Below are 24,780 nucleotides of genomic sequence, written 5' to 3' on the forward strand. Positions count from 1 at the left end.
TCCTATTGTATTCCAAACATAAGTGCTGTAAGTATAAAATCGAGTCCAAGTACTGCTAACGAAGCATATACAACGGTTTGTGTCGTCGCAGCACTGATACCTTCCGACGTAGGTACTGCGTCAAATCCTTTAAATATCGCTATCCAAGTCACAACGAGTGCAAAAACAATACTCTTAATAACGCCGTTCATTACGTCAACATTCCATTCAACTGACGCTTGCATAACTGACCAGTAACTACCAGAGTCAACGCCTAGCCAGTCTACTCCAACTAAATATCCACCAAGAATGCCAATCGCACTGAAAATAATTGCCAACATAGGCATAGACATCACCCCGGCCCAAAAACGTGGAGCAACCACTCGACGTAAAGGGTCAACGGCCATCATTTCTAAACTACTCAGTTGTTCTGTTGCTTTCATCAAGCCAATTTCTGCGGTCAATGCTGAGCCTGCTCTACCTGCAAATAATAAAGCGGTAACTACCGGACCAAGTTCTCTTAATAATGATAATGCCACCAAGGGGCCTAAACTTCCCTCTGCGCCATATCCGACAAGTATGGTATAGCCTTGAAGTGCCATGACCATTCCAATAAAGAGCCCAGAAACAATAATTATAAGTAGCGACTGAACACCCACTACATAAATTTGCTTAATGGTAAGTCGCATATTTTGTAAGGTCGGCAACGCAAATAATGCTCCAGCCAGCATTAAGCCAGCACGACCAATAGTTGCGATAGTTTCAATAACTGACGCACCTACACTTTGAACGAACCTTAACATGAGCCACCACCGCAAAAATCGTCATTGATAGAAACAGATGGGTAATGAAAAGGAACCGGCCCGTCGGCTTTGCCATTTAAAAACTGTTGAACCAATTCTGAATCCGATTGTTGAATTTCTTGCGGCGTACCTTCACCAATTATTTTTTGATTTGCCAAAATATAAACATGATCCGCAATTGTTAGTACTTCTGATACATCGTGGGTGACAACAATACTGGTTAGCTCTAACGCTTGATTCAATGACTTAATAAGCTTAACTAATACCCCCATTGAAATAGGATCTTGCCCGGCAAAAGGTTCATCGTACATAATTAAATCAGGATCTAACGCAATCGCTCTAGCAAGAGCTGCTCGCCTAGCCATACCGCCACTTAATTCACTCGGCATCAAATGCGCTGCGCCTCGTAAGCCAACCGCTTCAAGTTTAAGCTTTACCACTGTTTCTATTAGTGACTCATTTAATTGAGAGTGTTCACGTAACGGAAAAGCAACGTTGTCAAACACACTCATATCGGTAAATAAAGCACCGCTCTGAAACAACATACTCATTCTACGACGTGTTTTATAAAGCGCTTTGCGAGACATTTTTGGGATAGATTCTCCCGCGAACAGAATGTCGCCTTGAGACGGCATTAGTTGCCCACCAATAAGTCGTAATAAGGTTGTTTTCCCTATACCACTAGGACCCATAACCGCAGTAATTTTACCTTTAGGAACGCGCAGCGTAATGTCTTCATAGATGGTTTTAGAACCTCGACGAAAATGCATATTATTAATGTTAACTAACGTATCCACGTTTCAACCCCATAACTCAATTTATCTTTCGCCTTTCGTTGTCCAAATCCATGAAGACGTTAAAGTGGTGATACAAACTCACATTTTCAACCACTATTTTAACTATGATTACATATAAATAGACCGGATAAACGCAAATGTTTGTATCAGTTTGTGTAAATATTTTGTCAACACTAAATTATTGATCGTTAAATAATCAAACAGCTAAAATTTCATGTTAAATTTGCGAGGATTCACGCATAATTACACGACTTCTATTTAGTATGAATGATATGACTTCAAAATCATCAGAAAGTGCGTTACTGGATTCAGCGAAACGCGTTATCGATATCGAAAGTGACGCACTAGCTAATTTGCGAAATTGCATCAACAGCGCCTTTATTTCAGCATGTCACACTTTGCTTAATTGTAAAGGGAAAGTCGTTGTTACAGGTATGGGCAAGTCTGGGCATATTGGTAATAAAATAGCCGCTACGTTTGCCAGCACAGGTACCCCAAGCTTTTTTATGCACCCAGCTGAAGCGAATCACGGTGATTTAGGCATGCTTGGGAGCGATGATGTATTAATCGCCATATCAAATAGTGGAGAAACCGCTGAAGTAATCAATTTACTACCAGTAGTTAAACGCCTTGGCGTTCCTATTATTACAATCACCAACGCCGTTTCTTCAACACTTGCACAGCATGGCGATATTGTTTTAGATATAGGTGTAAATAAAGAAGCTTGCTCTTTAGGCTTAGCGCCAACCACGAGTACAACCGTTACTTTAGTCTTAGGGGATGCACTAGCTGTATCTTTACTGGATGCTCGAGGCTTTACCTCCACCGATTTTGCATTGTCTCACCCTGGCGGTAGCTTAGGTAGAAAGCTATTGTTACAGGTGAGTGATATTATGCTCGAAGGAAACGAAGTTCCTATCGTGCAGCAAACCACCTTAGTTTCTGATGCGCTCATTGAAATATCGAAAAAAGGGTTGGGTTGTACTGGTGTTATCGACAACAATGGAGTTTTGATTGGTATTTTCACCGACGGTGATTTACGTAGAATTATCGATCAGAAAATAGATATGCACCAAACTCACATTAATACCGTTATGACTCGAAATTTTGTCAGTGTAGAATCCAGTGATATGGCAGTAGATGCGTTAAACCTAATGGAGCATAAAAAGATATCATCACTTATGGTACTCAACGATGCAAAACACGTTATAGGCGCATTTAATATGCACATGTTATTAAAAGCGGGAGTAGTCTAATGGCATATCATACTTTGTATGCCTCTATCGATGAGCAATTAGTAACCAAATTAAAGAAAATAAAACTTCTTGTATGCGATGTGGATGGTGTCTTCTCTGACGGTAACATTTATTTAGGGAATAATGGCGAAGAACTAAAAGCCTTTAATACCAAAGACGGTTATGGCATAAAAGCATTGGTAGACACAGGTATAGATGTTGCGGTTATAACAGGAAGACGCTCTGATATCGTAGAACAGCGCATGAATAGCTTAAATGTAGCTCACCTTATTCAAGGTGAAGAACAAAAAAAAGCCGCATTAGAAAAGTTAATCACTCAACTAGGCTTGCAGAAAGATGAAGTAGCTTCTTTAGGTGACGATATTCCTGACACTGGCATGTTTGAAGTTTCAGCGGTGAAAATAGCCGTATCTGACGCCCACCCATTAGTAAAAAAACAGGCCAACTGGGTAACTACACTTAATGGCGGAAAAGGTGCAGTTAGAGAAGTTTGTGATACCATAATGCAAATAAATAACACGCTATCAGGTATACAGGCGTCTAGTATATGAATCGCTTAGGCCTGAGTATTGGCACATTGTTTTTAGCAGCACTGTTACTTTATCTTCCAGTTTGGTTAGAGGAAGAAGAAGAACAGCAAGCTTCGCCTAACATTGATGCGTTAGTTGCAACCTATCAAGCAAAAAATTTAACGACTAAATTGTACGATGAAAATGGCAATCTGAGCCACCAAGTTTTTGCTCAAGGCATGCAACATTTTGATTTACTAGGGTTTGTTGTTTTTGAGCAACCTGAATATACACTTTACCCCGATGGCGGAACTGCGAGTTGGAAATTAACGGCGTCAGAAGGTACGCTTTATAACAGTGATCTATTACAATTAGAGAGTGACGTTCGTATTTTAAGTTTGCAACCTGATGAGTTTATTAAATCGGTTCAGACTGAGTTCATCGAAGTGAAGTTAAATGAAAAAACCGTAAACTCAGATCAAGCTGTCACCCTTTTAGGTGATCACTATACAATCATCGGCAATGGTTTCAGCGCTGACTTAGAACAGAAGTATTATGAATTACAAAATCACGTACAAACAGTTTATTCTCGCAGCGACAATTAGTGTTGTTAGTGCCGCTACTACGCAAAGCTTAGCTGGTGAAGACGATTTTACGCAGCCTATTACGGTCGACTCAAAATCGCAATTTGTTGATGGCAAAAATAAATCATCAATATTTTCAGGTAACGTGAATATTACTCAAGGTAGCTTAGTCATTGATGCAGATGAAGTAGAGGTAGATGCCAGCTTGGGTGAAGGTAAAGAGATCTTTATCGCCCGAGGCACACCTGCAAAATACTCTCAAGAGCTTGATGATAAACAACGGGTGATCGCAACAGCAGAAGAAATTCGCTACAACGTCAGTAAAAAAATGATCTCTCTTTCCGGTGCCGCTGAGCTACAACGAGAAGCCAGCTCTGTAAGTGGGAGCTCTATTGTATATGATATGGTCAACGAGCAACTACTCGCAGAAAGCAATGACGGCAATGACACACGTGTTACTACTGTCTTTCGCCCTGAAGCAATAAAAGATATTACTGATGGCGAAAATTCAGGTCAAGACAACAAGGGTACCCCTTAATTATGAGTACTTTGGTAGCCAGCAACCTAGCAAAGTCTTATAAGTCAAGGCAAGTTGTACGAGATGTAAGTCTGGAAGTTTCATGCGGGCAAATTGTTGGTCTGCTTGGCCCTAATGGCGCAGGCAAAACGACGACGTTTTATATGATTGTCGGTTTAGTTCCCTCAGACAAGGGAAGCATCTGCGTTGGCCAAACAGATTTAACCACTCAGCCTATGCATGAAAGAGCTCGTCAAGGTATTGGTTATTTGCCGCAAGAAGCCTCTATTTTCAGAAAGCTAAGTGTGTACGATAATATTATGGCAATATTACAAACACGCAAAGAGCTCACTTCTATGCAGCGAGAACAAGAGGCCGACGCTTTACTCGACGAGTTTAATATCAATCACATACGCAAAAGTTTGGGAATGGCACTATCTGGTGGTGAGCGGCGAAGAGTTGAAATTGCCAGAGCCTTAGCCGCAAACCCCAAATTTATATTATTAGACGAACCCTTTGCGGGCGTAGATCCAATATCAGTAAATGATATAAAAAAAATAATCACACACTTAAAAGACAGAGGTCTGGGAATACTAATTACCGACCATAATGTCAGGGAGACGCTTGATGTATGCGAGATGGCCTATATAGTTAGTCATGGGGAATTAATCGCGCAAGGAGATGCGGAAACCGTTTTAGCGAATCAAAAAGTAAGAGATGTATACCTAGGTGAGCAATTCAAGCTATAGTTAAGGTATGACGTAACTGCTTTTCGCATTGAAACACTTAACAAAGCGATACACAAAAGACCAATAACTTAAATGAAACCGTCGTTACAGTTAAAATTTAGTCAGCAGCTCACTATGACGCCGCAGCTACAACAAGCTATTAAGCTTTTGCAGCTGTCTACGCTTGACTTACAACAAGAAATTCAAGAAGCATTAGACGCAAACCCTCTTTTAGAGCGGGATGAAAACGATCAACCTAATGCAGAAGAAAGTTTGGACAACATCAAGGAACCCCAAAAACCAGAAGAATTGGAATCTACTCCTACCACATCAGATTCCATTGAAAGTGGCGATGCGTTAGAAAAAGATGCATTACCCGATGAGCTTCCTATAGACAGTACTTGGGATGAATATTACTCAGCTTCATCGGCACCTGCACCATCGTCTTCTTCAGCAGAAGATGATTCGATTTACCAAGGTGAAACTACTGACAATATTCAGGACCATTTACTCTGGCAAATGAGCCTAACACCTTTTTCTGATACCGATACAGCGATAGCCATAGCAATTATTGATAGCATAGCCCCTTCAGGTTATTTAACTGTATCTCTTGATGACATATACGCTTCAGTAAATAACGAACTCGATACAGACGATCCTATCGAAATGGATGAAATCGAATGCGTTAGAAAACGCATCCAAATGTTTGATCCAATAGGCTCAGGCTCTATATCTCCGCAAGAGTGTTTGATGGTTCAACTTAGGCAATTTGCACCCGATACCCCTTGGCTAGACGAAGCAAGGCTTATCATCAATGAATTTAGTGATTTATTGAGCAGTAAAGATTACCGCACCTTGATGCGTAAATCTAAGCTAAAGGAAGATGAATTAAGAGAAGCAATGCGATTATTGCAAACACTAAACCCTCGTCCTGGCAGTGCATTAATTACAGAAGAACCCGAATATGTTATTCCTGACGTATCGGTAATCAAAAAAAGTGGACGTTGGGTTGTGGAACTAAATCCAGATAGCCTACCCAAACTAGGTATAAATCAACAATATGCCGCGATGTCAAAAAGCACTAAAAATAGTAGCGATGGACAATTCATTCGATCTCATATGCAAGAAGCAAAGTGGTTTATTAAAAGTTTAGAATCTAGAAATGATACCTTAATGAAAGTCGCAAGTTGCATAGTGCAGCAGCAAATTGGCTTTTTTGAGCATGGCCCTGAAATGATGAAACCCATGGTACTCAATGATGTAGCAGAAATGGTTGATATGCACGAGTCAACTATTTCCCGAGTCACTACACAAAAATACATGCACACGCCAAGGGGCATTTACGAGCTTAAATATTTCTTTTCTAGCCATGTTTCAACTGATTCCGGTGGTGAGTGTTCATCCACTGCGATACGCGCGTTAATAAAAAAATTAGTGGCCGCTGAATTACCCAGTAAACCACTAAGTGACAGTAAGATTGCTCAATTGCTTGCCGATCAGGGTATTAAAGTTGCTCGGCGAACAATAGCAAAATACCGGGAATCTTTGTCAATCCCGCCGTCAAACCAACGTAAAAGCCTGTTGTAAGGCACAAACCTAAAAGGAAGACGTTTATGCAAATAAACCTAACTGGTCATCACGTAGATATTACCGATTCTCTTCGCACTTATGTTGACACCAAGTTTTCCAAGTTGGAGCGACACTTCGATCACATATCCAATGTGCACGTGATCTTGAATGTCGAAAAACTCAATCAAAAAGCAGAAGCCACTGTTCACCTTAGTGGTGCAGAAGTTTTTGCTTCTTCAGAAGACAGCGACATGTATGCCGCTATTGATAAAATGGTTGATAAACTCGACAGGCAAGTCATCAAGCACAAGGAAAAAATTAAACGCCACTGATATTTAACAATGGATATTCAAACTTTAATTAGCCTGGACCACACTCAATGTGGGGTCCAGTGCAATAGTAAAAAACGCATTCTCGAAATCATCAGCAATATTGCGGCCGATAATAACGAGCACATCAGTGCAACGACTGTTTTTGAAAGCTTAATGAGCCGAGAAAAGAAGGGAAGCACAGGTATAGGCAATGGTATCGCTTTACCTCATGGTAGGTTAAGTGAACTAACATCTGTCGTTGCCATTGTGGTAACTAGCACTCCAGCAATAAATTTTGATGCAATTGATGATAAACCTGTAGATATATTTTTTACATTACTTGTACCTGCAGAGCGAACTGACGTACATTTAAAAACACTCTCGTCGGTCGCAAAGAAATTAAACGACAAGCAAATAGTAAAAGCAATCCGTAACGCCACCACAAGTGATGATATTATTGCCGCGCTTGCATAAATAATAAGGTAAATGGAGGTACAAGGGTGAATCTAATTATTATCAGTGGTCGCTCAGGCTCTGGGAAGTCAGTTGTACTTAGATCCTTGGAGGATTTGGGTTATTATTGCGTTGACAATATACCCGTGAATCTTCTCCCCACTCTCACTCATACCGTTGCAGATGAATACGATCAAGTTGCTGTGAGCATCGATGTTCGAAACCTCCCAAAAGAGCCTAACGAATTACATGAAATTCTTGACTACTTGCCTTCATCTTGGCAAATGACCATAGTGTATATCGACGCCAGCGATGATATTTTGGTTAAACGGTTCAGTGAAACACGTCGGCTCCACCCATTGACCAAACAAAACATATCACTGGTCGACGCTATAAAAACAGAGCGTGATTTACTTGCACCTATTACGGAGAGAGCTGACTTATATATTGATACCGACTCCCTATCAGTGCATCAGCTAGCAGAGCTTATTCGCGAACGGGTGCTTGGTAAAAAGAGCAGCCGCCTAGTCTTGGTGTTTGAATCTTTCGGATTCAAGCACGGTATCCCCAAAGACGCCGACTATGTTTTTGATGCACGCTTTTTACCTAACCCTCATTGGGAACCGGATTTAAAACATTTAACTGGATTAGATGCCCCCGTAGAAATATTTTTAGGGTCGCAGCCTCTTGTAACTAAATTTATCTGGCAAATACAAAATCTTGTAACCACTTGGTTGCCTCATTTGGAACGTAATAATCGCAGTTACGTAAGTGTTGCCATCGGTTGTACCGGAGGACAACACCGTTCAGTCTTCGTAGCTCAATCCCTCGCAAAAACCTTTGGTGATATTCATCCCGATGTGCAACTTCGTCATAGAGAGCTAAATCGCTAATGCAGGTAGAAAAAACAATAAAGATAGTCAATAAATTAGGGCTTCACGCGCGAGCTGCAACTCAGCTGGTAAAAGTAGCGCAAACTTTTAACGCTAAATGCACTATATGCAATGGCGAAAAACAGGCTGATGCGTCCAGTGTTTTAGGACTAATGATGCTAGAAAGTCACCAAGGGCAAGATATTCAAGTTGTCTGTGAGGGCAATGACGCTAAAGACGCCCTTGAAGCCATTGAAAATCTTATCACAGGAAGGTTCAACGAAGGCGAATAACACAAAATGACCAAAAACACCTAACAACGCTCAATTATTACTCAAACACTTTCTTTTAAAGCCTTTAAATAAGGGTTTTGGTTGACCAAAGTAGGCAACTTCAACTACTCTGTTCTTAACTAAATTCAATTACTTGCGTGGTATTTGTCATGGCTGAAGCACTTGCTACAAAACATACGCAAATTCAATTAAATAAAATTAACGAAGCCTTGGCCGAAGGCCGCTTTGTCTCCGTTCGTAAAACCCTTCATTATCTTCCCCCAAGTGACGTTGCCTTGTTACTTGAATCAAGCCCTACTCGTGCTAGAGATGAGTTGTGGGAATTGATGGACAGCGACTGCCATTCCGATGTCATTGAAGAATTATCGGAAGAAGTAAGAAATGGCATCATTAGTAAGATGATGCCTGATCAAGTGGTTGATGCATTAGAAGAGATGGATACCGATGACTTAGCCGAAACCCTAAGCACGCTTCCTGACACCGTCCTTCAAGACATACTTCAATCAATGGACGAACAAGACCGCCAACGAGCAGAACAAGCTCTGGCATATGGCGAAAATACCGCTGGTTTTATAATGAATACCGACACAATTACACTCCGTGCAGATGTTACTGTAGATGTTGTGTTGCGCTATTTAAGGTTAAAAGACGATTTACCTGATAATACCGATACCTTGTATGTTGTAAATCGTGCAGATAATTTAGTCGGCTTAGTGTCGGCAATAAAGTTGCTTGTCGCGGCACCTGAGCAATCAATCAATGAAATAATGGAAGACGACGCCGAAGCCATTCCCGTTGATATGAACGAAAGGGAAGTCGCCAGCTTGTTTGAACGTTACGACTGGCTATCAGCACCCGTAGTTGACGACAAGAACAAACTCGTTGGTCGAATAACGATAGATGACGTAGTTGACATTATACGAGAGGAAGCCGAACACTCAATGATGAGTATGGCTGGTCTCGACGATGAGGAAGACACCTTCGCACCGGTATGGCAAAGTACAAAGCGCCGCAGTATATGGTTAGGTGTAAACCTGTTTACCGCACTCATGGCAGCAGCTGTTAGCGATATGTTTGAAGCGACCTTAAGCCAATTGGCTGTTCTCGCCATTCTCAATACTATAGTACCCAGCATGGGTGGTGTTGCGGGTAACCAAACATTAACCTTAGTTATCCGAGGAATGGCCCTTGGCCATGTTAATCCAGGAAACTCTCGTTGGCTTATCAGTAAAGAACTGGCGATCGGCTTTTTAAATGGCATGTTGTGGGCTGTGCTTATTGCCACCGTTATCGGCTTGTGGAAGCATAATTTGGAGCTAGGACTGATTATTGCGTTTGCAATGATGATAAATATGGTTGCCGCCGCCTTATCTGGGGCTACCTTACCTATAATTATGAAAAAGTTGAAAATTGATCCTGCACTAGCGGGTAGTGTAATACTAACAACGATCACTGACGTGGTAGGTATTTTTGCGTTCTTAGGAACTGCAACACTATTTCTAGCACACTAGCAGTATGTAAACCGCCAAGTGCTAGAACAGTATAATTATTTAATAACCTTTAAAGAAGGTCGTCCCGTAGGGCGTTTAGCTTTATCTTGAGGTGCACGTTCGATATCAGAACTATCAACAGACTCCAAAGCAGTTGCCTCAGATTCAGATGAGGTAGACTCTTGAAATTCAAACGATTCTGTTGACTCATTTACAAATACCGTTCCAGCACCATTTTCTTTTGCATAAATTGCAGAAATAGAATGGCATGGCATAGACAACACTCTTGGTGTGCCTCCAAACCGCGCTTGAAACGATAAGGATTCAATATCCATGTGCAAATTGACACAGGCGCCAGGAGAGATATTCAGAACAATTTGACCGTTTTGAACAAACTCACGAGGTACATCTACACCTTTGTCATTGGCATTGACGACAACGTAAGGCGTCAGCCCATTGTCGACAATCCAATCGTAAAATGCACGTAACAAATAGGGTTGATTAGAGGTCATATCGCTCATAGCGGGTTATGGATCTCTCTTTCTTGATCGGTTAACGATGCTTTAAATGCTGCACGATCAAAAATACGTGTCATATAGTCGTGAATTTCTTTACTGCCAGCACCTGTTAAAGATATGCCTAACGCAGGTAAACGCCATAACAGAGGTGCTAAGTAGCAATCAACAAGGCTAAACTCTTCACTCATAAAAAATGGAGTTTCCGCAAAGATAGGAGCAAGGCTTAATAAGGCTTCACGTAGATCGTTACGAGTACTTTCAACATTGCCTTCACCACGGAAAATACGGCCCGCTAACGAATACCAATCTTGCTCAATACGATGCATCATCAAACGGCTTTGGCCACGAGAAACAGGATAAACAGGCATAAGAGGTGGGTGAGGAAAACGCTCGTCTAAATATTCCATTATGATATGAGACTTATAAAGAACAAGCTCTCTGTCTACCAATGTAGGAACCGTACCATATGGATTCAATTCAAATAATTCTTCAGGCATGCTACCTGGATCGGTATAACTAATTTCAACGCCTACGCCCTTTTCAGCAAGCACTATGCGAACCTGATGGCTATAAATATCGAGTGTATCTGAGAAAAGCGTCATTATAGAACGTTTATTAGTGGCTACCGCCATGAATCGATCTCCTAAAGCTAAAAGTGTGGCCTTTATTTAGGCCACAAAAAAATTGTATAAATTATATCTATATTAATGTACTTCGCGCCAATAATCTTTTTTAAGAAGATAAACTAAAACGCCAAACACCGAGATAAATGCCAATACCCACCGCCCTATCCTTTCGGAAACAAGCCTTGTGGGTTCTCCTGTGTACTCCAAAAAATTCACAAGATCTAAAACAACTTGGTCGTATTCTTCTGAAGATAGTGAGCCACTGCCATCAGTGATTACACCTTTGACCTGTTTTTCTGTGTCACTGCCTTTAAATTCTTCATTATACGTGACTATGGGCGTTCCTTGAAGCGGTTCCAAAACATGAGGCATCGCAACGTCAGGAAAAACTAAATTATTAACACCAAATGGGCGGCTATCATCTTTATAAAACGTTCGAAGATAAGTATAAATCCAATCCGTTCCTCTGACTCTTGCGACTAAAGTAAGGTCGGGAGGCTCCACACCAAACCAAGCCTCAGCATCTTTAGCATCCATAGCTCGAACAACATAGTCACTGGCCTTTGCCCCTGAGTATTGCAAATATTCCTGAGCCAGCTCTTCATCAATACCAATATCATCAAAAGTACGCTGATAACGTTGATATTGCATACTGTGGCAGCCCAAGCAGTAATTCATAAATACCTTTGCCCCACGCTGCAAGGACGCTTTATCTTTCAAATCTATTTCTGCGTGGTCTAAACCATATTCACCCGTTGCAGAAAACCCAAAAGGGTGAAAACACATCACCAAAATAAAGACTAACTTTTTCATCTTGTTATTCTCGCTGGTAAAGGCTTTGTCCACTCATTTTTACTGTACAAAAACAACAGAACAAAAAAGCTAAAATACAAGAGTGTTAGTACTTGCGACGCAATTAACTTCCAAGCTTCTTGCGGTGTTCCTCCTAAATAGCCAAGAGACACAAACACCAATGCAAAAACTAAAAGGTTAACTTTATGAAAACCAGACCGATAACGCCATGAGCGAACATGCCCTCTATCAATCCAAGGAAGTGCAAACAAGGCAACAATTGCGCTAAACATCGCCATTATACCAAACAATTTGTCAGGTACGGCCTTTAAAATTGCATAAAATGGCGTGAAGTACCATACGGGGAAAATATGTTCTGGAGTTTTCAATGAGTTAGCAACTTCAAAATTAGGATGCTCTAGAAACTTCCCGCCCATTTCTGGAGCAAAAAACAATACATAACAAAACCCAAACAAAAAAACGCTTAATGCAACGAAGTCTTTTAACACCATATAAGGAAAGAAAGGCACCACATCATCAGAATAGTCATGTTTATTTGTATAGTATTGGTGAATTTTAAACGGTGTTTTATCCTGCTTAGATAAACTGTCTTTTTTAAATTTAACAGACACACCATCGGGGTTATTTGAACCCACTTCATGCAGAGCGCATATATGTAGAAACACCAAAATGACAATAACCAGCGGTACCGCAATAACATGTAAAGCAAAGAAGCGATTTAGGGTTGCGCCTGAAACAACATAGTCACCCTGTATCCAAATCACTAAATCTGGGCCAATAACAGGAATAGCACCAAATAGTGACACAATCACCTGTGCCCCCCAATAAGACATTTGCCCCCAAGGCAACACATAGCCCATAAAGGCTTCAGCCATAAGAGCGAGGTAAATCATCATACCAAATATCCACAGTAGCTCCCTTGGCTTTTGATACGACCCGTACATCATGCCGCGGAACATATGTAGGTAAACAACAATAAAAAACGCTGATGCGCCAGTAGAGTGCATATGGCGAATAATGTAACCATAATCCACTTCGCGCATAATAAACTCAACTGAAGCAAATGCCCCTTCCGCTGTGGGGGTGTAATGCATAGTGAGCCAAATTCCTGAAATTATTTGATTAACCAAGACCACCATGGACAAAAAACCGAATACATACCAGAAGTTCATATTCTTAGGTGCGGGATATTGCATAGCATGCATATCGGCTACCCGTTTTACTGGCAAGCGCTGCTCTATCCAATTCATTAGCTTTTGCATATTAGCTCACCTCAGCTTCTGAGCCGATAACGACAGTAGTGTCATTGATAAAGTGATAGCGAGGAACTACTAAATTTAACGGCGCAGGGACATTTTTAAAAACTCTTCCAGCCATATCAAATTTAGACCCATGACAAGGACAAAAGAAGCCATTTCTTACACCTTCAACATACTGTTCCATTGCACCATTTTTTAAATGTTTGGGAGAACAACCAAGGTGAGTACAAATACCTACGAGAATAAGGTATTCATCATTTAATGAACGGCCGCGATTTTTGGCAAAAGCAGGTTGTTGTTGCTTTTCTGAATTAGGATCTCTTAATTTATCTTCAGCAATGGTAAGTTCAGCAAGTATTTCCGGCGTTCTTCGTACTATCCACACAGGTTTACTTTGCCATCGAACTAAAATTAACTGCCCTGGCTCCATTGAACTAATGTCAACTTCAACATCAGCTGCATCTGCCTTTGCTTTAGCGCTTGGGCCTAGAGAACCAATAAATGGCACTGACGCGCCTAAAACACCCACTCCTCCAACAACAGATGTTGCAATCGTTAGGAATTTCCTACGCCCCTTACTTTGAGGTTGTTCTGCTCCCGACTGTTCAGAATGATTTTCATCCACTGTCACGGTAATTCTAACGACACACTCATCATTCACATGTCTCCCAATCTGGTGCTTACTTTCACATAGTAGATATTTATTATGTTAAAAAGCCCTATTAAACACAAGGAATTAAAGTAAGTCGCTACGCGCTTTAAATCAAGAGAAACAGGATAGGTAACCCAAATAAGCTACAAATAAAAAACCCGGCAAAAGCCGGGTTTTTTTCGAAAACGAAAAATTAACGTTTTGAAAATTGAGGACGCTTACGCGCTTTGTGTAAACCAACTTTCTTACGTTCAACGCGACGTGCATCACGTGTAACGAATCCGGCTTTACGAAGTGATGGGCGTAATGCTTCATCATATTCCATAAGCGCACGTGTAATACCGTGACGAATTGCACCTGCTTGACCACTAATACCGCCACCTTTAACAGTAACGTATAGGTCAAATTTTTCTGTCATTTCAACAAGCTCTAAAGGTTGGCGAACAATCATTCGTGCTGTTTCGCGACCAAAAAACTCGTCAAGAGGGCGTTTATTTACAGTAATCGTACCTGTACCTGGGCGCAAGAAAACACGAGCTGTTGAACTTTTACGACGGCCAGTGCCGTAATATTGCGTATCTGCCATGTGATTAGCTCCTTAAATATCCAGTACTTGGGGTTGTTGTGCAGAGTGATTATGCTCAGTACCTGCATAAACTTTCATTTTGCGGAACATTGCACGGCCTAAAGGACCTTTTGGCAACATACCTTTAACTGCTTTTTCAAGAACCATTTCTGGTTTTGCAGCAATTAGCTTTTCGAAAGTCGTTTCTTTCAAACCACCTGGATATCCAGAGTGAGCGTAATAGATTTTATTTTTAGCTTTATTGCCTGTAACGCGAACTTTCTCAGCGTTAATAACAATAATATAATCACCAGCATCAGTATGCGGTGTATATTCTGGCTTGTGCTTACCACGAAGGCGGTGAGCGATTTCAGAAGCTAGACGACCAAGCGTTTTTTCTGCGGCATCTACCACATACCAATCGCGCTGTACCGTTTCGGGTTTGGCTACAAAAGTTTTCATTTAAAATACTCGAAATTAATTCGTTGTTACTGAGTTAAAAAATAGTTCCTAACTCGCCAATTTAACGCTGCTTACACCCCTTCGAGTGTGGCTTCGTTGGCTGATACTCAGGGAAATGAGCACAGTCATAACTGGGCAGGGCGCGAATTATACAGAAATTAATCAAAAAGCGAAGCCCTAAACGCGAGTTTTTTCATCAATTGTATTGCCATTGATGCTAAAGCAGAAAATGAACGCGAAATGAACACTAAACACTAGGTATATTATCAAAAATAAGTGTCTGATAAACTCTATGACTTTGTTATCTATAAAATTTTGAAAAAGGAACTTTAATGAAAAATGTTATCACAATAGTAGTACTAACTTTCCTGATCTCCGGTTGTACTAGCATTAATTTTAATAAACGCTACAAGAACGCGAACTGGGATACTGTGCTCATTGCACCACTTACAGGCCCAAATGCACAAATAGTGGACGAAGAAATAGAACATGCCCTTGCTACATCAGATAAAATAACGGTCGTTTCTTCAAACCTTGTGAAATTAAAATTAAAAGAATTTGCTTTAATGGATGAATACAATACAAACCCAACAGCGGCCATATTACAACTTGCAAAAGAAATGAATGCTGATGGTATTGTTATCGGCTCAGTTGAAACTCAACCTTCGAAAAGTACAGATCAAATGACCCCTTCTTACTCTTCAATTTATGTAAAGCTACTCGATACAAAAGACATGAGTATTGTTTTTTCTAGTCGCCATGAATCACACTCATTCTTTTCAACACCAAAGTCACTGTTACAATACGTAAGCCATAAAACTATTGATGAGCTGGAAAAGGCCTTGTCTAAGTTAGATAAATAAATTCACTAATAACGGCGAGTAATTCATCTAATGTCGATAACCCTACTCGCCAAACTAACCTTCTCGTTTGACATCAACAATACCTTGAATTTGCCTTAACTTATTCATTACTTTAGATAAAATCGCCGCATTTTTAACTTCTACTGATAATTTAATTGTCGCACTCAATGATTTAGTGTCACTAAGGCTATTTACCCCTAATAAACCCACATTATCATTAGCAAGAACAGTAGTAATATCTCGAAGAAGGCCGCTTCTATCGCTGCAGAAAATCGCTAAGGTTGTTTCAAACCCCGCATCTAATTCAACAGACCAATGCACTTCTATTTCTCTTTCTGGCGCTACATGTAGTAAGTGTTGTAATTGATTACAATCTTCTTTGTGAACACTGACCCCTTTGCCTTGAGTTATATAGCCTAAAATTGCCTCACCAGGTACCGGCTGACAGCAATTCGCTAATTGGCTCATTAAGTGTCCTACACCTTCAACAACAATACTGTCTTGTTTACTATTGCCTTTGGCTTCGCGCTTCTTACGAGGAATTGTCGGTACTTCAGGTTTTGTAGCGTACTTCTGCATTAAGAAGTTCACAACTGATAACACCCTAACATCACCAGCGCCCACTGCTGCATATAAGTCTTGCAGACTATGGAAATTGAATTTCTCTACTGCATCGGCTGCCAATTTGAATGCCAAATGAGCACGAGATAGCTCTCGTTCCAACAACTCCTTACCCGCAATTTGGTTCTTTTCTTTGTCTTGTTTCTTAAAGAAGGAATGGATTGTTGCGCGAGCTCGTGAAGAATGTACATAACCTAACCCTGGGTGCATCCAGTCTCGACTTGGTTGTAATTGCTTACCGGTTAACACTTCTACTTGGTCACCATTCGCCAATTGATAAGTAAAAGGCACAATCCTGCTATTCACTTTCGCGCCAATACATCTGTGGCCGACATTAGTATGCACGTAATAGGCAAAATCTAGCGGTGTTGAGCCTTGTGGTAGGTCAATGATGTCGCCTTTGGGTGTAAAAACATAAACCCTATCATCAAACACCTGACTACGTAGTTCTTCAACTAAATCGCCATCGCCAGCCACTTCTTCTTGCCACAACAAAATGCGACGTAACCAGTTAATGCGTTCATCAAAACCAGATATTGCGCCAGTTTTATCTTCTTTGTACTTCCAATGAGCCGCAACACCCAGCTCTGCATCTTGATGCATTTGCTGTGTGCGAATCTGAATTTCAACCGACTTACCCTCTGGCCCCAAAATAACCGTATGAATAGATTGATAACCATTGGGTTTGGGTGTTGCAACGTAATCGTCAAACTCTTTTGAAATATGAGTGTAATTAGCATGCACAGCACCAAGAGCGGCATAACAATCTTGCAATTCATCTGCAATAATACGCATCGCGCGAATATCAAAAAGCTGATCAAAAGACAGGTTTTTTTTCTGCATTTTTTTCCAAATGCTATAAATGTGCTTAGGTCGTCCATGCACCGCAGCATTGACCCCCTGCCCGTCCATTAATTCTTGAATATCATTAACTATATTGTCTACATAATCAGTACGTGCTTGACGCTTCCCGTCGAGTTGCTTAGCAATAGACTTATAGGTTTGTGGGTGTAAATAACGAAAAGACAGGTCTTCCAGTTCCCACTTTAACTGGCCAATACCGAGCCGGTTTGCCAAGGGGGCGTAAATTGTTGAACATTCTCTGGCTATCATAACCCGAGTCTCTTCATCCGCTTCTTTCGCTAAATGAAGTGCACAAATACGCTCCGCCATTTTAATAACAACAGCGCGAGGGTCTTCAACCATAGACAGCAACATACGCCGAATACTGTCTACGTTTTGTTCACTCATTTCGGTTTGGGAGCGATTTCGCCCATATAGAGTACGAATTGCATCCATTCTTCGCACACCGACAATTAACTGTTTTATATCACTACCAAATGACGAGCCTATATCGTCTTCAGATAGGTTATGCATTTCACTATAGGGATAAACTAACGCGGCTTGTAAGGTGGTATCGTCCATATTGAGTTCGTGTAAGATCTCAACCATTTCCTGCCCCACCAACAATATCTCTGGATGATCACTGATAGTTCTGAGTTTACTTCGCGTATTCTCAGACATTGAAAGAGAGGATAACCAATCATTAAATTCAGGGCGTGTTTCTTGATGAACTGTCCGCGTAGATACCATATACGTGCCTAGCCGTAGGTGAAAACCGAAAATAACTCAGAATGGGGAGTATAAGGAAACATATCCATCAACGTAAGCTGTGAAAGTGAATATCCATTATTTAATAGTACCCGAGAGTCACGTAACCATGTTTGAGGGTTGCAAGAAATATACACAATTTTAGCCACATAATTGTTTGCTAATTGCTCACACACTGCAAACGCCCCTTCCCGCGAGGGGTCTAGGAACACTAGGCTAGGGACATTCTTTAACAAATCAGTAATACTTGAGACTTCATTCAGATTTCTAGCGATAAATTCCGTGTTATCTACGCCATTTTGCTGTGCAACGGCTTGGGCTGTTTGCACCATGGCCTCGCTTCCTTCGACTCCGATTAACCGCTGTGCTTGCTCTGCTAATTTAAAACTAAAGTTCCCCAAGCCACAAAAAAGCTCTAATACATAATCTAGTTTGTCGTTTTCGATAGTCTGAAGAACCAAATCAAGCATTTGTTCATTCACGCTGGCATTCACTTGAATAAAATCCGTCGCGGCGGGCTTGTTCACCGTCTTTGAAGGAAAAAAACACGCAATAGATTCATTGTTCGCTACCAAGTTCACTTCAGCGTTTTGCCTTTCCTTGGTATTAATCTCGTCTGCAAATGCTTTCCACCAATTCACTGTATCGGAAGAAGCCGAGCGAGTAAATGAGACTGTAACAGACACACAGCCGTTTACTTGCATTAACGTGATGTGTCCAACAAACCGCAGCGCTTTATAGGCATCACCTTTTTGCTCGATACGCCTGTGCAACGCAAGCATAATATATTGAAGTTCTGGCTCTAACACTAAGCAGGTGTCAATCCCGACAATCTTTGAGGAACCTTGGGCTCGAAATCCGACTTTTATCGATTTAGGGTTTCGAGCGTCTACAGCAAGTCGCGCTTTGCGCCTGTAACCTCTGTGCGTTGTTTGTATTGCATCACGCCAAGGCAAATTATCTATTTTTAACTTAGATTTAAATTGCTCGTCTAACGCAGACTGTTTAAATGCCAGCATAGCTTTAGGATCACAATATTGAGTTGTACACCCACCACATTTTTCAAAGTAGCGACAAAATATATCTTGTCTACTTGCATGAGGGTTTTGAATGGATTTAGAAGAAGTAACCTCAGCATTCCAATAGTCTTTTTTAGCTTGAGTAACGCGTATGTCTAGGGTTTCGTTTAACAATGCACCTTTCACATAAATAGGAGGACGATGTGAGCTACAAACCCCTTCGCCTTGGGTGCTCATTTTGTCAATCAATACAGACTTAACAAGTTTCTTTTCATTGTTTTTCTTGGTTTTTTGAGCCTTATATATTTGCACCATAATTAACGACTTAATATCACCGTAGCAACCGCATAGTGCTGTTCATCTGCAATACTAATCGCGGCATGTGTTGCACCTAGTTCATTGGCTTTATCTAATGCACCAAGAGAAAAGTGTATTTCCGGTTTGCCGAGTTGGTCATTGCTAATTTCAATATGCTGCCAGCTTATTCCTCGGCCAATCCCAGTACCAAGGGCTTTAACAGCAGCTTCTTTTGCTGCAAAGCGTTTTGCAAAATACCGAGCAGGCATAGTATGAGTATAAAATACCGAAAGCTCTTTCTCCGTAAGCACTCTTTTCGCCAAACGTGTGAGTGCATCGCCCTCGCCAATACGCTCAATCTCGACAATATCTGTGCCCAGCCCAACAACGCTCATTAGTTAAAAGAAACTCCTGAAAAACGCGCTTCTACCATCAGCGCTCTCATATCTTTTACTGCTTGCTCTAAACCCACAAGTGCAGCACGAGCAATAATAGCGTGACCAATATTCAGTTCTTCTAGTTCAGGAATAGCCGCAATAGGCTGTACATTGTGATAATGCAGCCCGTGACCTGCGTTCACTTTTAACCCTTTGCTATGAGCATAACGAATGCCTGATTTAAGCCTTTCTAATTCGCTTGTTTGCGCATCAGTATCTGCCGCATCAGCATATTGCCCAGTATGAATTTCAATATATGGCGCATTGCATTCAACAGCGGCATCTATTTGGGCCTTGTCGGCATCAATAAACAAGGAAACCAAAATACCTGCTTTCGCCAGTTGTTCACACGCGTGTTTCACTGTTTGAAGCTGACCCACTACGTCTAAGCCACCTTCAGTGGTTAACTCTTCTCGTTTTTCTGGTACTAAGCAGCAAAATGTAGGTTTGGTTTTCAGCGCAATGGCAAGCATTTCTTCAGTTACGGCCATTTCTAAATTCATTCGCGTATCTAGGGTTTGGCGCAGTACCTCTACGTCGCGATCATTAATATGCCGTCTATCTTCTCGCAGATGCACTGTTATACCATCAGCTCCAGCGCGTTCCGCTATGCCCGCTGCTTGCACTGGATCAGGATAATGGGTTCCTCGTGCATTTCTTAAGGTAGCAATGTGGTCAATATTAACCCCGAGGTAAATAGGATTAGGCATAACAGGAAATTCTCAAAGTAATAAAAAAGAAAGAAGATAAAAGAGTATATCACGCTCTTTTAAATAACGCCCTGCTGTGAAGGGGTTTAGAGCCTAAAAATGGATGTAATGCTTGACGACAAATAAGCTTTGCAGTGGCCCGACTTTCATCGTTCCATTCTTCATTTGCTATATCTATTAAACTTTGTCCTAAAAACGTATTTTTACCTTTATCAATCGGCACAATACCAATATCGGTATGAAAACAATACCTGTTACCCAACGATAGCGGCTCTCCCTCACTTGTCACAGTAATATCGGGTAGAACGCCCAGTTCATCTAAAACACCAAATTCAAAATGCCGTAAAGAAATATCCAATGCGGTCCTGGTAACTAATTGATCTAAACAATGGATATATCTGTGGTACAAGGTGTCAGCCACCAAACCTTGAGGCAGTACCCGAGTGAGTAATTCATTAATGTAAAAACCACAGTACAAAGCGTCTCCGGTTAAAGAAATTCGTTTGTCGTTTGCCTCAACATGAGCAAGGGTTTTAAGTTCCGATTTACCGGCAAGTTGCAGCTGCAAAGATTGAAACGGTTGAAGCAAACTTTTTCTGTCAGATTTGGCTTGCCTCATGCCCCTTACCACAGCGCTAACTCGGCCTTGTTCAAGGGTGAAGAAATCCACAATAACGCTGGTTTCCCGATAAGGCCTGCGGTGCAATACGACGCCGTTTAACATGGCTCTATATGGTGCACCATTAATTGCAACGAAGTATTATTGCGAAATACATTGATATCGGGACTATAAACAGCATGGACTTGCTGAACACTATCATTTGGCCACTGCTGGGTATCCACATTAAATGCAATAGCTTCAATAGGTTGACCTCCGTCGAGAGCCAAAACCAATTTCAAATGCTGTTCACCTACAATCCGTTGTGAAACAAGATTAAAACGATTATCAAATGCAGGTGCTTCGAAACCTTGCCCAAAGGGCCCTGCTTGCTTTAATGCTAACGCAAAATCTAACGTATAATCATGAGCCGACAACTCACCGTCAGTCATCAGTGTGCTTTGAGGCTCAATCCCTTTAAAAATTTCGCTCAACGTATCGTTAAAGGCCTTGGTAAAAACAGATAGTTGTGACGAATGAATCGATAACCCCGCAGCCATCGCATGACCACCAAATTTATCAATAACATTTGGGTAAGCTTTATCTATGGTTTCAAACACATCTCGAATATGAACCCCTGGAATTGAACGTCCAGACCCTTTTAATGTGTCATCATCTTGCCGAGCAAAGGTTACAGTAGGCCGATTAAACTTTTCCCGTAATCGCCCTGAGACAATACCAATAACCCCTTGGTGAAATGACGAGTCGTATACTGTTAATCCCGAAGGAACAGCCGATGTTTCAGCAACGAGACGTTCAACGATGACTTCTGCATCTTCACGCATTTCTATTTCAATTTTCTTACGGGACTGATTCAAATCATCTAATTTGGCGGCCAGTTCACGTGACTGATAGACGTCATCAGATAACAAGCATTCTATGCCTAACGCCATATCTTCAAGGCGACCTGCCGCATTCAGCCGAGGGCCAATAACAAAACCTAAATCCGAAGCCGTTAAATAGGTTGCAGTGCGGTTAGCGATAGCCATTATTGCAGAAATCCCTGGTCTGCATTTTCCCGCTTTAATGCGCTGAAGGCCTTGGTGAACAAGAATTCGATTATTTTTATCTAACGGCACTACATCAGCCACAGTGCCTACTGCAACAATATCGAGAAAATCAGCCATATTAGGCGCGGTAATATTGTGTGTTGAGAACCATTCATCGGATTGCAATGCCGCTTTCAACGCCGACATCAAATAAAACGCCACGCCAACGCCAGCTAAATTTTTTGATGAAAAATGGCAGTCAGCTTGGTTCGGATTAACGATTGCATCAGCTTCTGGCAAAGTTTCGCCTGGCAAATGGTGGTCGGTAACAATGACATCTAATCCCAGTTCTTTGGCTCGTTGAACGCCGTCAAAACAAGCAATACCACTATCTACGGTCACAATGACTTCAGTGCTTTGCTGATGAGCAAGTTCAACAATTTTAGGGCTCAACCCATAACCAAAATCAAATCGGTTAGGCACCAAATAATCTAGCTGAGTCACTCCCATAGCCCGAAGTGCTAAAATGCACAAAGCGGTACTGGTTGCGCCATCAGCGTCAAAATCACCGACAATAGTTATTTTTTTATGGTCTTTAATCGCACTAACCAATAGCGCACACGCGGTATCAATGCCTTTTAAATCTTTAAAATGCAAAAGTCCCCTAGCTGCATTTTCTAATTCAGCAGAAGATTGAATATTCCTAGCGCGGTAAATACGGTCAATAGCGGGGTGAAGATTGGGGTCGATTACGTCGCCCAAGACAGGGCGACGTTGAATAGAAGGATTCACTCAACAATTAACTCGCGTTTTCTAGCGACAATAAAAGCTGTGGTGCAGGTTGGTATCCAGGAACTAAGCTGCCATCAGGTAATACAATACTTGGTGTACCGCCCACTCCAACTTTTTGACCAAATAAATATTGCTCTTCTATCGTATTAGCACAGCTCGAAGACGCTATCTCAGAATCTGATTTTGCATCAGTGAGTGCCTTTTGAGGATTTTCAGCGCACCATACTGAAACCATATTGCTGTATGTTGGACTTTGAATACCCGCTCTAGGAAAGGCCATGTAACGCACTGTAATACCTGCGTCATTATAGTCTTGAATTTCATTGTGAAGTTTACGGCAATAACCACAAGTAATATCAGTAAAGACCGAAACAACATATTTTTCGTCTTTCGCTTTAAACTCAATCATATCATCTTGAAACTTCTTAACGCCATCGAGTCTTATTGACGATAAAGCTAATTCAGTTTCATTTGCCATACCATTATTAGTATTGAAAATACGGGCTTGAAGTAAGTAACCACCATCTTCACTTGCGTAAAAAATACCCCGTGCAGTGGTCAGCTGTAACAAACCTTTTACGGGTGCATCGGCAACAGATTCAACATCCCACCCCATGATAGATTCAAACTTATCAATAAGAGCCTGATGCTGCTCGTCTTCAGCAAAGGACATAAACGAGGCCAATACCATAGTGGCCGATAAAATAGATTTAATGAATGGTTTCACATACTTCTCCAATTCTGTGTGACATCATACAGACCGAACGATTGAATATTAAGTTTCACTATCAGTAAATCGTTTCTGTAAATAGATAGACACATACTAACTCGTTCGTTGCTTTAAAATAAACAATTAGATGGTCACTTTAAGCTACTTTTTATCATTTCGTACGCGGCTTGAATAGCTTGGGTCTTTTGTTTCGCCATCTCCATAGCTTCAGCAGGGAGCCCTTTCGCGGCTAATTTATCAGGATGATGCTCAGACATTTGTTTTTTATATGCACGTTTGATGGTTTTTTCATCTGCGTTTTTTTGTAAACCTAAAATTTTATACGCATCATCTATTGAGGATTGTTCTGGAGCGGCATTTTTGTTGCTCCCTGTTCGCTCTTGTTGAAAACGTTGCTGGGCTTTGTGAGCAGAAATAAGGAAATCCAACTCCCGTTTAGAAAAACGCAGTTGTTTTGCAGTTTTTTCCAAAACCACGTACTCAGCTGAAGATAATGTGCCATCGGACAACGCCGCTTGTATAACAATCTCCAAAAACATTTGAAGAAGATCTCTACGTCCATGGCAAGATGCAAACAAATCTTTCAGACTCATGTTAAGAGGAAAGTCTGAGGCTTTTCCTTCATTGAATGCAGTTTGCGCCTCTTTTCGGGCATCACCGCTTAAATTCAATGTATCCATAAGATGGGTAGCAACTGCAATTTCGGCTTGAGTGACTCTACCATCAGCTTTGGCAATATGCCCAAGAACAGCAAACAGGCTGTGAAAAAAAACAGCATTTTTTTGAAAACTCTCAGGATCAGTAAAGAAACGAGCAAAGCCCCCCGAACGAGCAAAACTCTGACCATAGCTCCGGTCAAAGTAGTGACCAATAACCAAACCTATTATTGCCCCAGGTACTTTCAATGCCATAAACCCGAACACAAAACCTAACAACTTACCCCAAAACAACATACAAAAACGCTCAAAAATACACACAAAGACATACTATATATAAA

At 41.2% G+C, this 24,780-nt stretch carries 29 protein-coding genes; 12 read left to right on the forward strand and 17 right to left on the reverse strand.

Annotated features, from left to right (window positions below; translation table 11 throughout):
- Positions 1-2: 2 nt before the first annotated feature.
- Positions 3-782, reverse strand: coding sequence for a lipid asymmetry maintenance ABC transporter permease subunit MlaE (gene mlaE, locus J3L16_RS01185; protein WP_207611036.1), 780 nt, complete (start codon positions 780-782; stop codon positions 3-5).
- The gene (locus J3L16_RS01190; protein WP_207611037.1) at positions 776-1,579 is read right to left on the reverse strand and encodes an ATP-binding cassette domain-containing protein; all 804 of its coding nucleotides are present in this window, start codon (positions 1,577-1,579) and stop codon (positions 776-778) included. Before J3L16_RS01190 ends, mlaE begins: the two co-directional genes overlap by 7 nt.
- A 272-nt stretch (positions 1,580-1,851) precedes the next feature.
- Between J3L16_RS01190 and J3L16_RS01195 the strand changes: the two genes are divergently transcribed.
- The 11 genes from J3L16_RS01195 (at position 1,852) to mgtE (ending at position 10,182) form a co-directional block, all read left to right on the forward strand.
- Positions 1,852-2,835: a KpsF/GutQ family sugar-phosphate isomerase gene (locus tag J3L16_RS01195; RefSeq protein WP_242698583.1), complete on the forward strand. Its 984-nt coding sequence runs from the start codon at positions 1,852-1,854 to the stop codon at positions 2,833-2,835.
- A complete protein-coding gene (gene kdsC, locus J3L16_RS01200) occupies positions 2,835-3,386 on the forward strand; it encodes a 3-deoxy-manno-octulosonate-8-phosphatase KdsC (RefSeq protein ID WP_207611039.1) in 552 nt (183 codons plus the stop codon). Before J3L16_RS01195 ends, kdsC begins: the two co-directional genes overlap by 1 nt.
- On the forward strand, positions 3,383-3,949 hold the full coding sequence (gene lptC, locus J3L16_RS01205) for an LPS export ABC transporter periplasmic protein LptC (RefSeq protein WP_207611040.1): 567 nt from the start codon (positions 3,383-3,385) through the stop codon (positions 3,947-3,949). Before kdsC ends, lptC begins: the two co-directional genes overlap by 4 nt.
- Positions 3,900-4,466, forward strand: a complete 567-nt coding sequence (gene lptA, locus J3L16_RS01210) for a lipopolysaccharide transport periplasmic protein LptA (RefSeq protein ID WP_207611041.1) — start codon at positions 3,900-3,902, stop codon at positions 4,464-4,466. Before lptC ends, lptA begins: the two co-directional genes overlap by 50 nt.
- 2 nt (positions 4,467-4,468) lie before the next feature.
- Positions 4,469-5,194, forward strand: a complete 726-nt coding sequence (lptB, locus tag J3L16_RS01215) for an LPS export ABC transporter ATP-binding protein (protein ID WP_207611042.1) — start codon at positions 4,469-4,471, stop codon at positions 5,192-5,194.
- Between the two features lie 72 nt (positions 5,195-5,266).
- Complete coding sequence (locus J3L16_RS01220) at positions 5,267-6,760, forward strand: RNA polymerase factor sigma-54 (protein ID WP_207611043.1); 1,494 nt, start codon at positions 5,267-5,269, stop codon at positions 6,758-6,760.
- A 26-nt stretch (positions 6,761-6,786) separates the two neighbouring features.
- Complete coding sequence (hpf, locus tag J3L16_RS01225; RefSeq protein ID WP_207611044.1) at positions 6,787-7,074, forward strand: ribosome hibernation promoting factor; 288 nt, start codon at positions 6,787-6,789, stop codon at positions 7,072-7,074.
- A 9-nt stretch (positions 7,075-7,083) separates the two neighbouring features.
- Positions 7,084-7,527 (forward strand): PTS IIA-like nitrogen regulatory protein PtsN, encoded by a 444-nt coding sequence (ptsN, locus tag J3L16_RS01230; protein WP_207611045.1) that lies wholly within the window; start codon positions 7,084-7,086, stop codon positions 7,525-7,527.
- 26 nt (positions 7,528-7,553) lie between these two features.
- Positions 7,554-8,399 carry an RNase adapter RapZ gene (rapZ, locus tag J3L16_RS01235; protein WP_207611046.1) on the forward strand — a complete coding sequence of 282 codons (846 nt, stop codon included), beginning with the start codon at positions 7,554-7,556 and terminating at the stop codon, positions 8,397-8,399.
- Entirely contained in the window at positions 8,399-8,671 is a 273-nt protein-coding gene (locus tag J3L16_RS01240) for an HPr family phosphocarrier protein (RefSeq protein WP_207611047.1), read from the forward strand. The genes rapZ and J3L16_RS01240 overlap by 1 nt, the downstream gene beginning before the upstream one ends.
- 149 nt (positions 8,672-8,820) lie before the next feature.
- The gene (gene mgtE, locus J3L16_RS01245; RefSeq protein WP_207611048.1) at positions 8,821-10,182 is read left to right on the forward strand and encodes a magnesium transporter; all 1,362 of its coding nucleotides are present in this window, start codon (positions 8,821-8,823) and stop codon (positions 10,180-10,182) included.
- A gap of 35 nt (positions 10,183-10,217) precedes the next feature.
- On the opposite strand, the gene J3L16_RS01250 is transcribed toward mgtE, so the two are convergent.
- The 7 genes from J3L16_RS01250 to rplM all read right to left on the reverse strand — a co-directional run bounded on the left by J3L16_RS01250 (position 10,218) and on the right by rplM (position 15,056).
- A complete protein-coding gene (locus tag J3L16_RS01250; RefSeq protein ID WP_207611049.1) occupies positions 10,218-10,682 on the reverse strand; it encodes a ClpXP protease specificity-enhancing factor in 465 nt (154 codons plus the stop codon).
- Entirely contained in the window at positions 10,679-11,311 is a 633-nt protein-coding gene (gene sspA, locus J3L16_RS01255) for a stringent starvation protein SspA (RefSeq protein WP_207611050.1), read from the reverse strand. Before sspA ends, J3L16_RS01250 begins: the two co-directional genes overlap by 4 nt.
- A gap of 72 nt (positions 11,312-11,383) precedes the next feature.
- The gene (locus J3L16_RS01260; protein WP_207611051.1) at positions 11,384-12,118 is read right to left on the reverse strand and encodes a cytochrome c1; all 735 of its coding nucleotides are present in this window, start codon (positions 12,116-12,118) and stop codon (positions 11,384-11,386) included.
- Positions 12,115-13,380, reverse strand: coding sequence for a cytochrome bc complex cytochrome b subunit (locus J3L16_RS01265; protein WP_207611052.1), 1,266 nt, complete (start codon positions 13,378-13,380; stop codon positions 12,115-12,117). The genes J3L16_RS01260 and J3L16_RS01265 overlap by 4 nt, the downstream gene beginning before the upstream one ends.
- Position 13,381: 1 nt before the next feature.
- Positions 13,382-14,008 carry a ubiquinol-cytochrome c reductase iron-sulfur subunit gene (petA, locus tag J3L16_RS01270; RefSeq protein ID WP_347564628.1) on the reverse strand — a complete coding sequence of 209 codons (627 nt, stop codon included), beginning with the start codon at positions 14,006-14,008 and terminating at the stop codon, positions 13,382-13,384.
- A gap of 214 nt (positions 14,009-14,222) precedes the next feature.
- Positions 14,223-14,615: a 30S ribosomal protein S9 gene (gene rpsI, locus J3L16_RS01275; RefSeq protein ID WP_207611053.1), complete on the reverse strand. Its 393-nt coding sequence runs from the start codon at positions 14,613-14,615 to the stop codon at positions 14,223-14,225.
- 12 nt (positions 14,616-14,627) lie between these two features.
- Complete coding sequence (rplM, locus tag J3L16_RS01280; protein WP_207611054.1) at positions 14,628-15,056, reverse strand: 50S ribosomal protein L13; 429 nt, start codon at positions 15,054-15,056, stop codon at positions 14,628-14,630.
- A gap of 332 nt (positions 15,057-15,388) precedes the next feature.
- On the opposite strand from rplM, the gene J3L16_RS01285 reads away from it, so the two are divergent.
- Positions 15,389-15,919, forward strand: coding sequence for a hypothetical protein (locus tag J3L16_RS01285; RefSeq protein ID WP_207611055.1), 531 nt, complete (start codon positions 15,389-15,391; stop codon positions 15,917-15,919).
- A gap of 54 nt (positions 15,920-15,973) precedes the next feature.
- Here J3L16_RS01285 and relA read toward each other — a convergent pair whose 3' ends face one another.
- From relA to djlA, 8 genes are all read right to left on the reverse strand, one after another.
- Positions 15,974-18,133, reverse strand: coding sequence for a GTP diphosphokinase (gene relA / locus J3L16_RS01290; RefSeq protein ID WP_207611056.1), 2,160 nt, complete (start codon positions 18,131-18,133; stop codon positions 15,974-15,976).
- An 8-nt stretch (positions 18,134-18,141) separates the two neighbouring features.
- Complete coding sequence (rlmD, locus tag J3L16_RS01295; RefSeq protein WP_207611057.1) at positions 18,142-19,485, reverse strand: 23S rRNA (uracil(1939)-C(5))-methyltransferase RlmD; 1,344 nt, start codon at positions 19,483-19,485, stop codon at positions 18,142-18,144.
- Positions 19,486-19,487: 2 nt separating this feature from the next.
- Complete coding sequence (gene acpS / locus J3L16_RS01300; protein WP_207611058.1) at positions 19,488-19,862, reverse strand: holo-ACP synthase; 375 nt, start codon at positions 19,860-19,862, stop codon at positions 19,488-19,490.
- A complete protein-coding gene (gene pdxJ / locus J3L16_RS01305; RefSeq protein ID WP_207611059.1) occupies positions 19,862-20,614 on the reverse strand; it encodes a pyridoxine 5'-phosphate synthase in 753 nt (250 codons plus the stop codon). Before pdxJ ends, acpS begins: the two co-directional genes overlap by 1 nt.
- A gap of 49 nt (positions 20,615-20,663) precedes the next feature.
- Positions 20,664-21,338, reverse strand: coding sequence for a DNA repair protein RecO (recO, locus tag J3L16_RS01310; RefSeq protein WP_207611060.1), 675 nt, complete (start codon positions 21,336-21,338; stop codon positions 20,664-20,666).
- On the reverse strand, positions 21,332-23,053 hold the full coding sequence (gene recJ, locus J3L16_RS01315) for a single-stranded-DNA-specific exonuclease RecJ (protein ID WP_207611061.1): 1,722 nt from the start codon (positions 23,051-23,053) through the stop codon (positions 21,332-21,334). The genes recO and recJ overlap by 7 nt, the downstream gene beginning before the upstream one ends.
- A gap of 7 nt (positions 23,054-23,060) precedes the next feature.
- Positions 23,061-23,780, reverse strand: a complete 720-nt coding sequence (gene dsbC, locus J3L16_RS01320; protein ID WP_347564624.1) for a bifunctional protein-disulfide isomerase/oxidoreductase DsbC — start codon at positions 23,778-23,780, stop codon at positions 23,061-23,063.
- A 134-nt stretch (positions 23,781-23,914) separates the two neighbouring features.
- Entirely contained in the window at positions 23,915-24,736 is an 822-nt protein-coding gene (gene djlA, locus J3L16_RS01325) for a co-chaperone DjlA (RefSeq protein ID WP_207611062.1), read from the reverse strand.
- Positions 24,737-24,780: the final 44 nt, after the last annotated feature.

The organism is Alteromonas sp. 5E99-2 (assembly GCF_017368475.1).
In the GTDB taxonomy this organism is placed as follows: Bacteria; Pseudomonadota; Gammaproteobacteria; order Enterobacterales; family Alteromonadaceae; genus Alteromonas_F.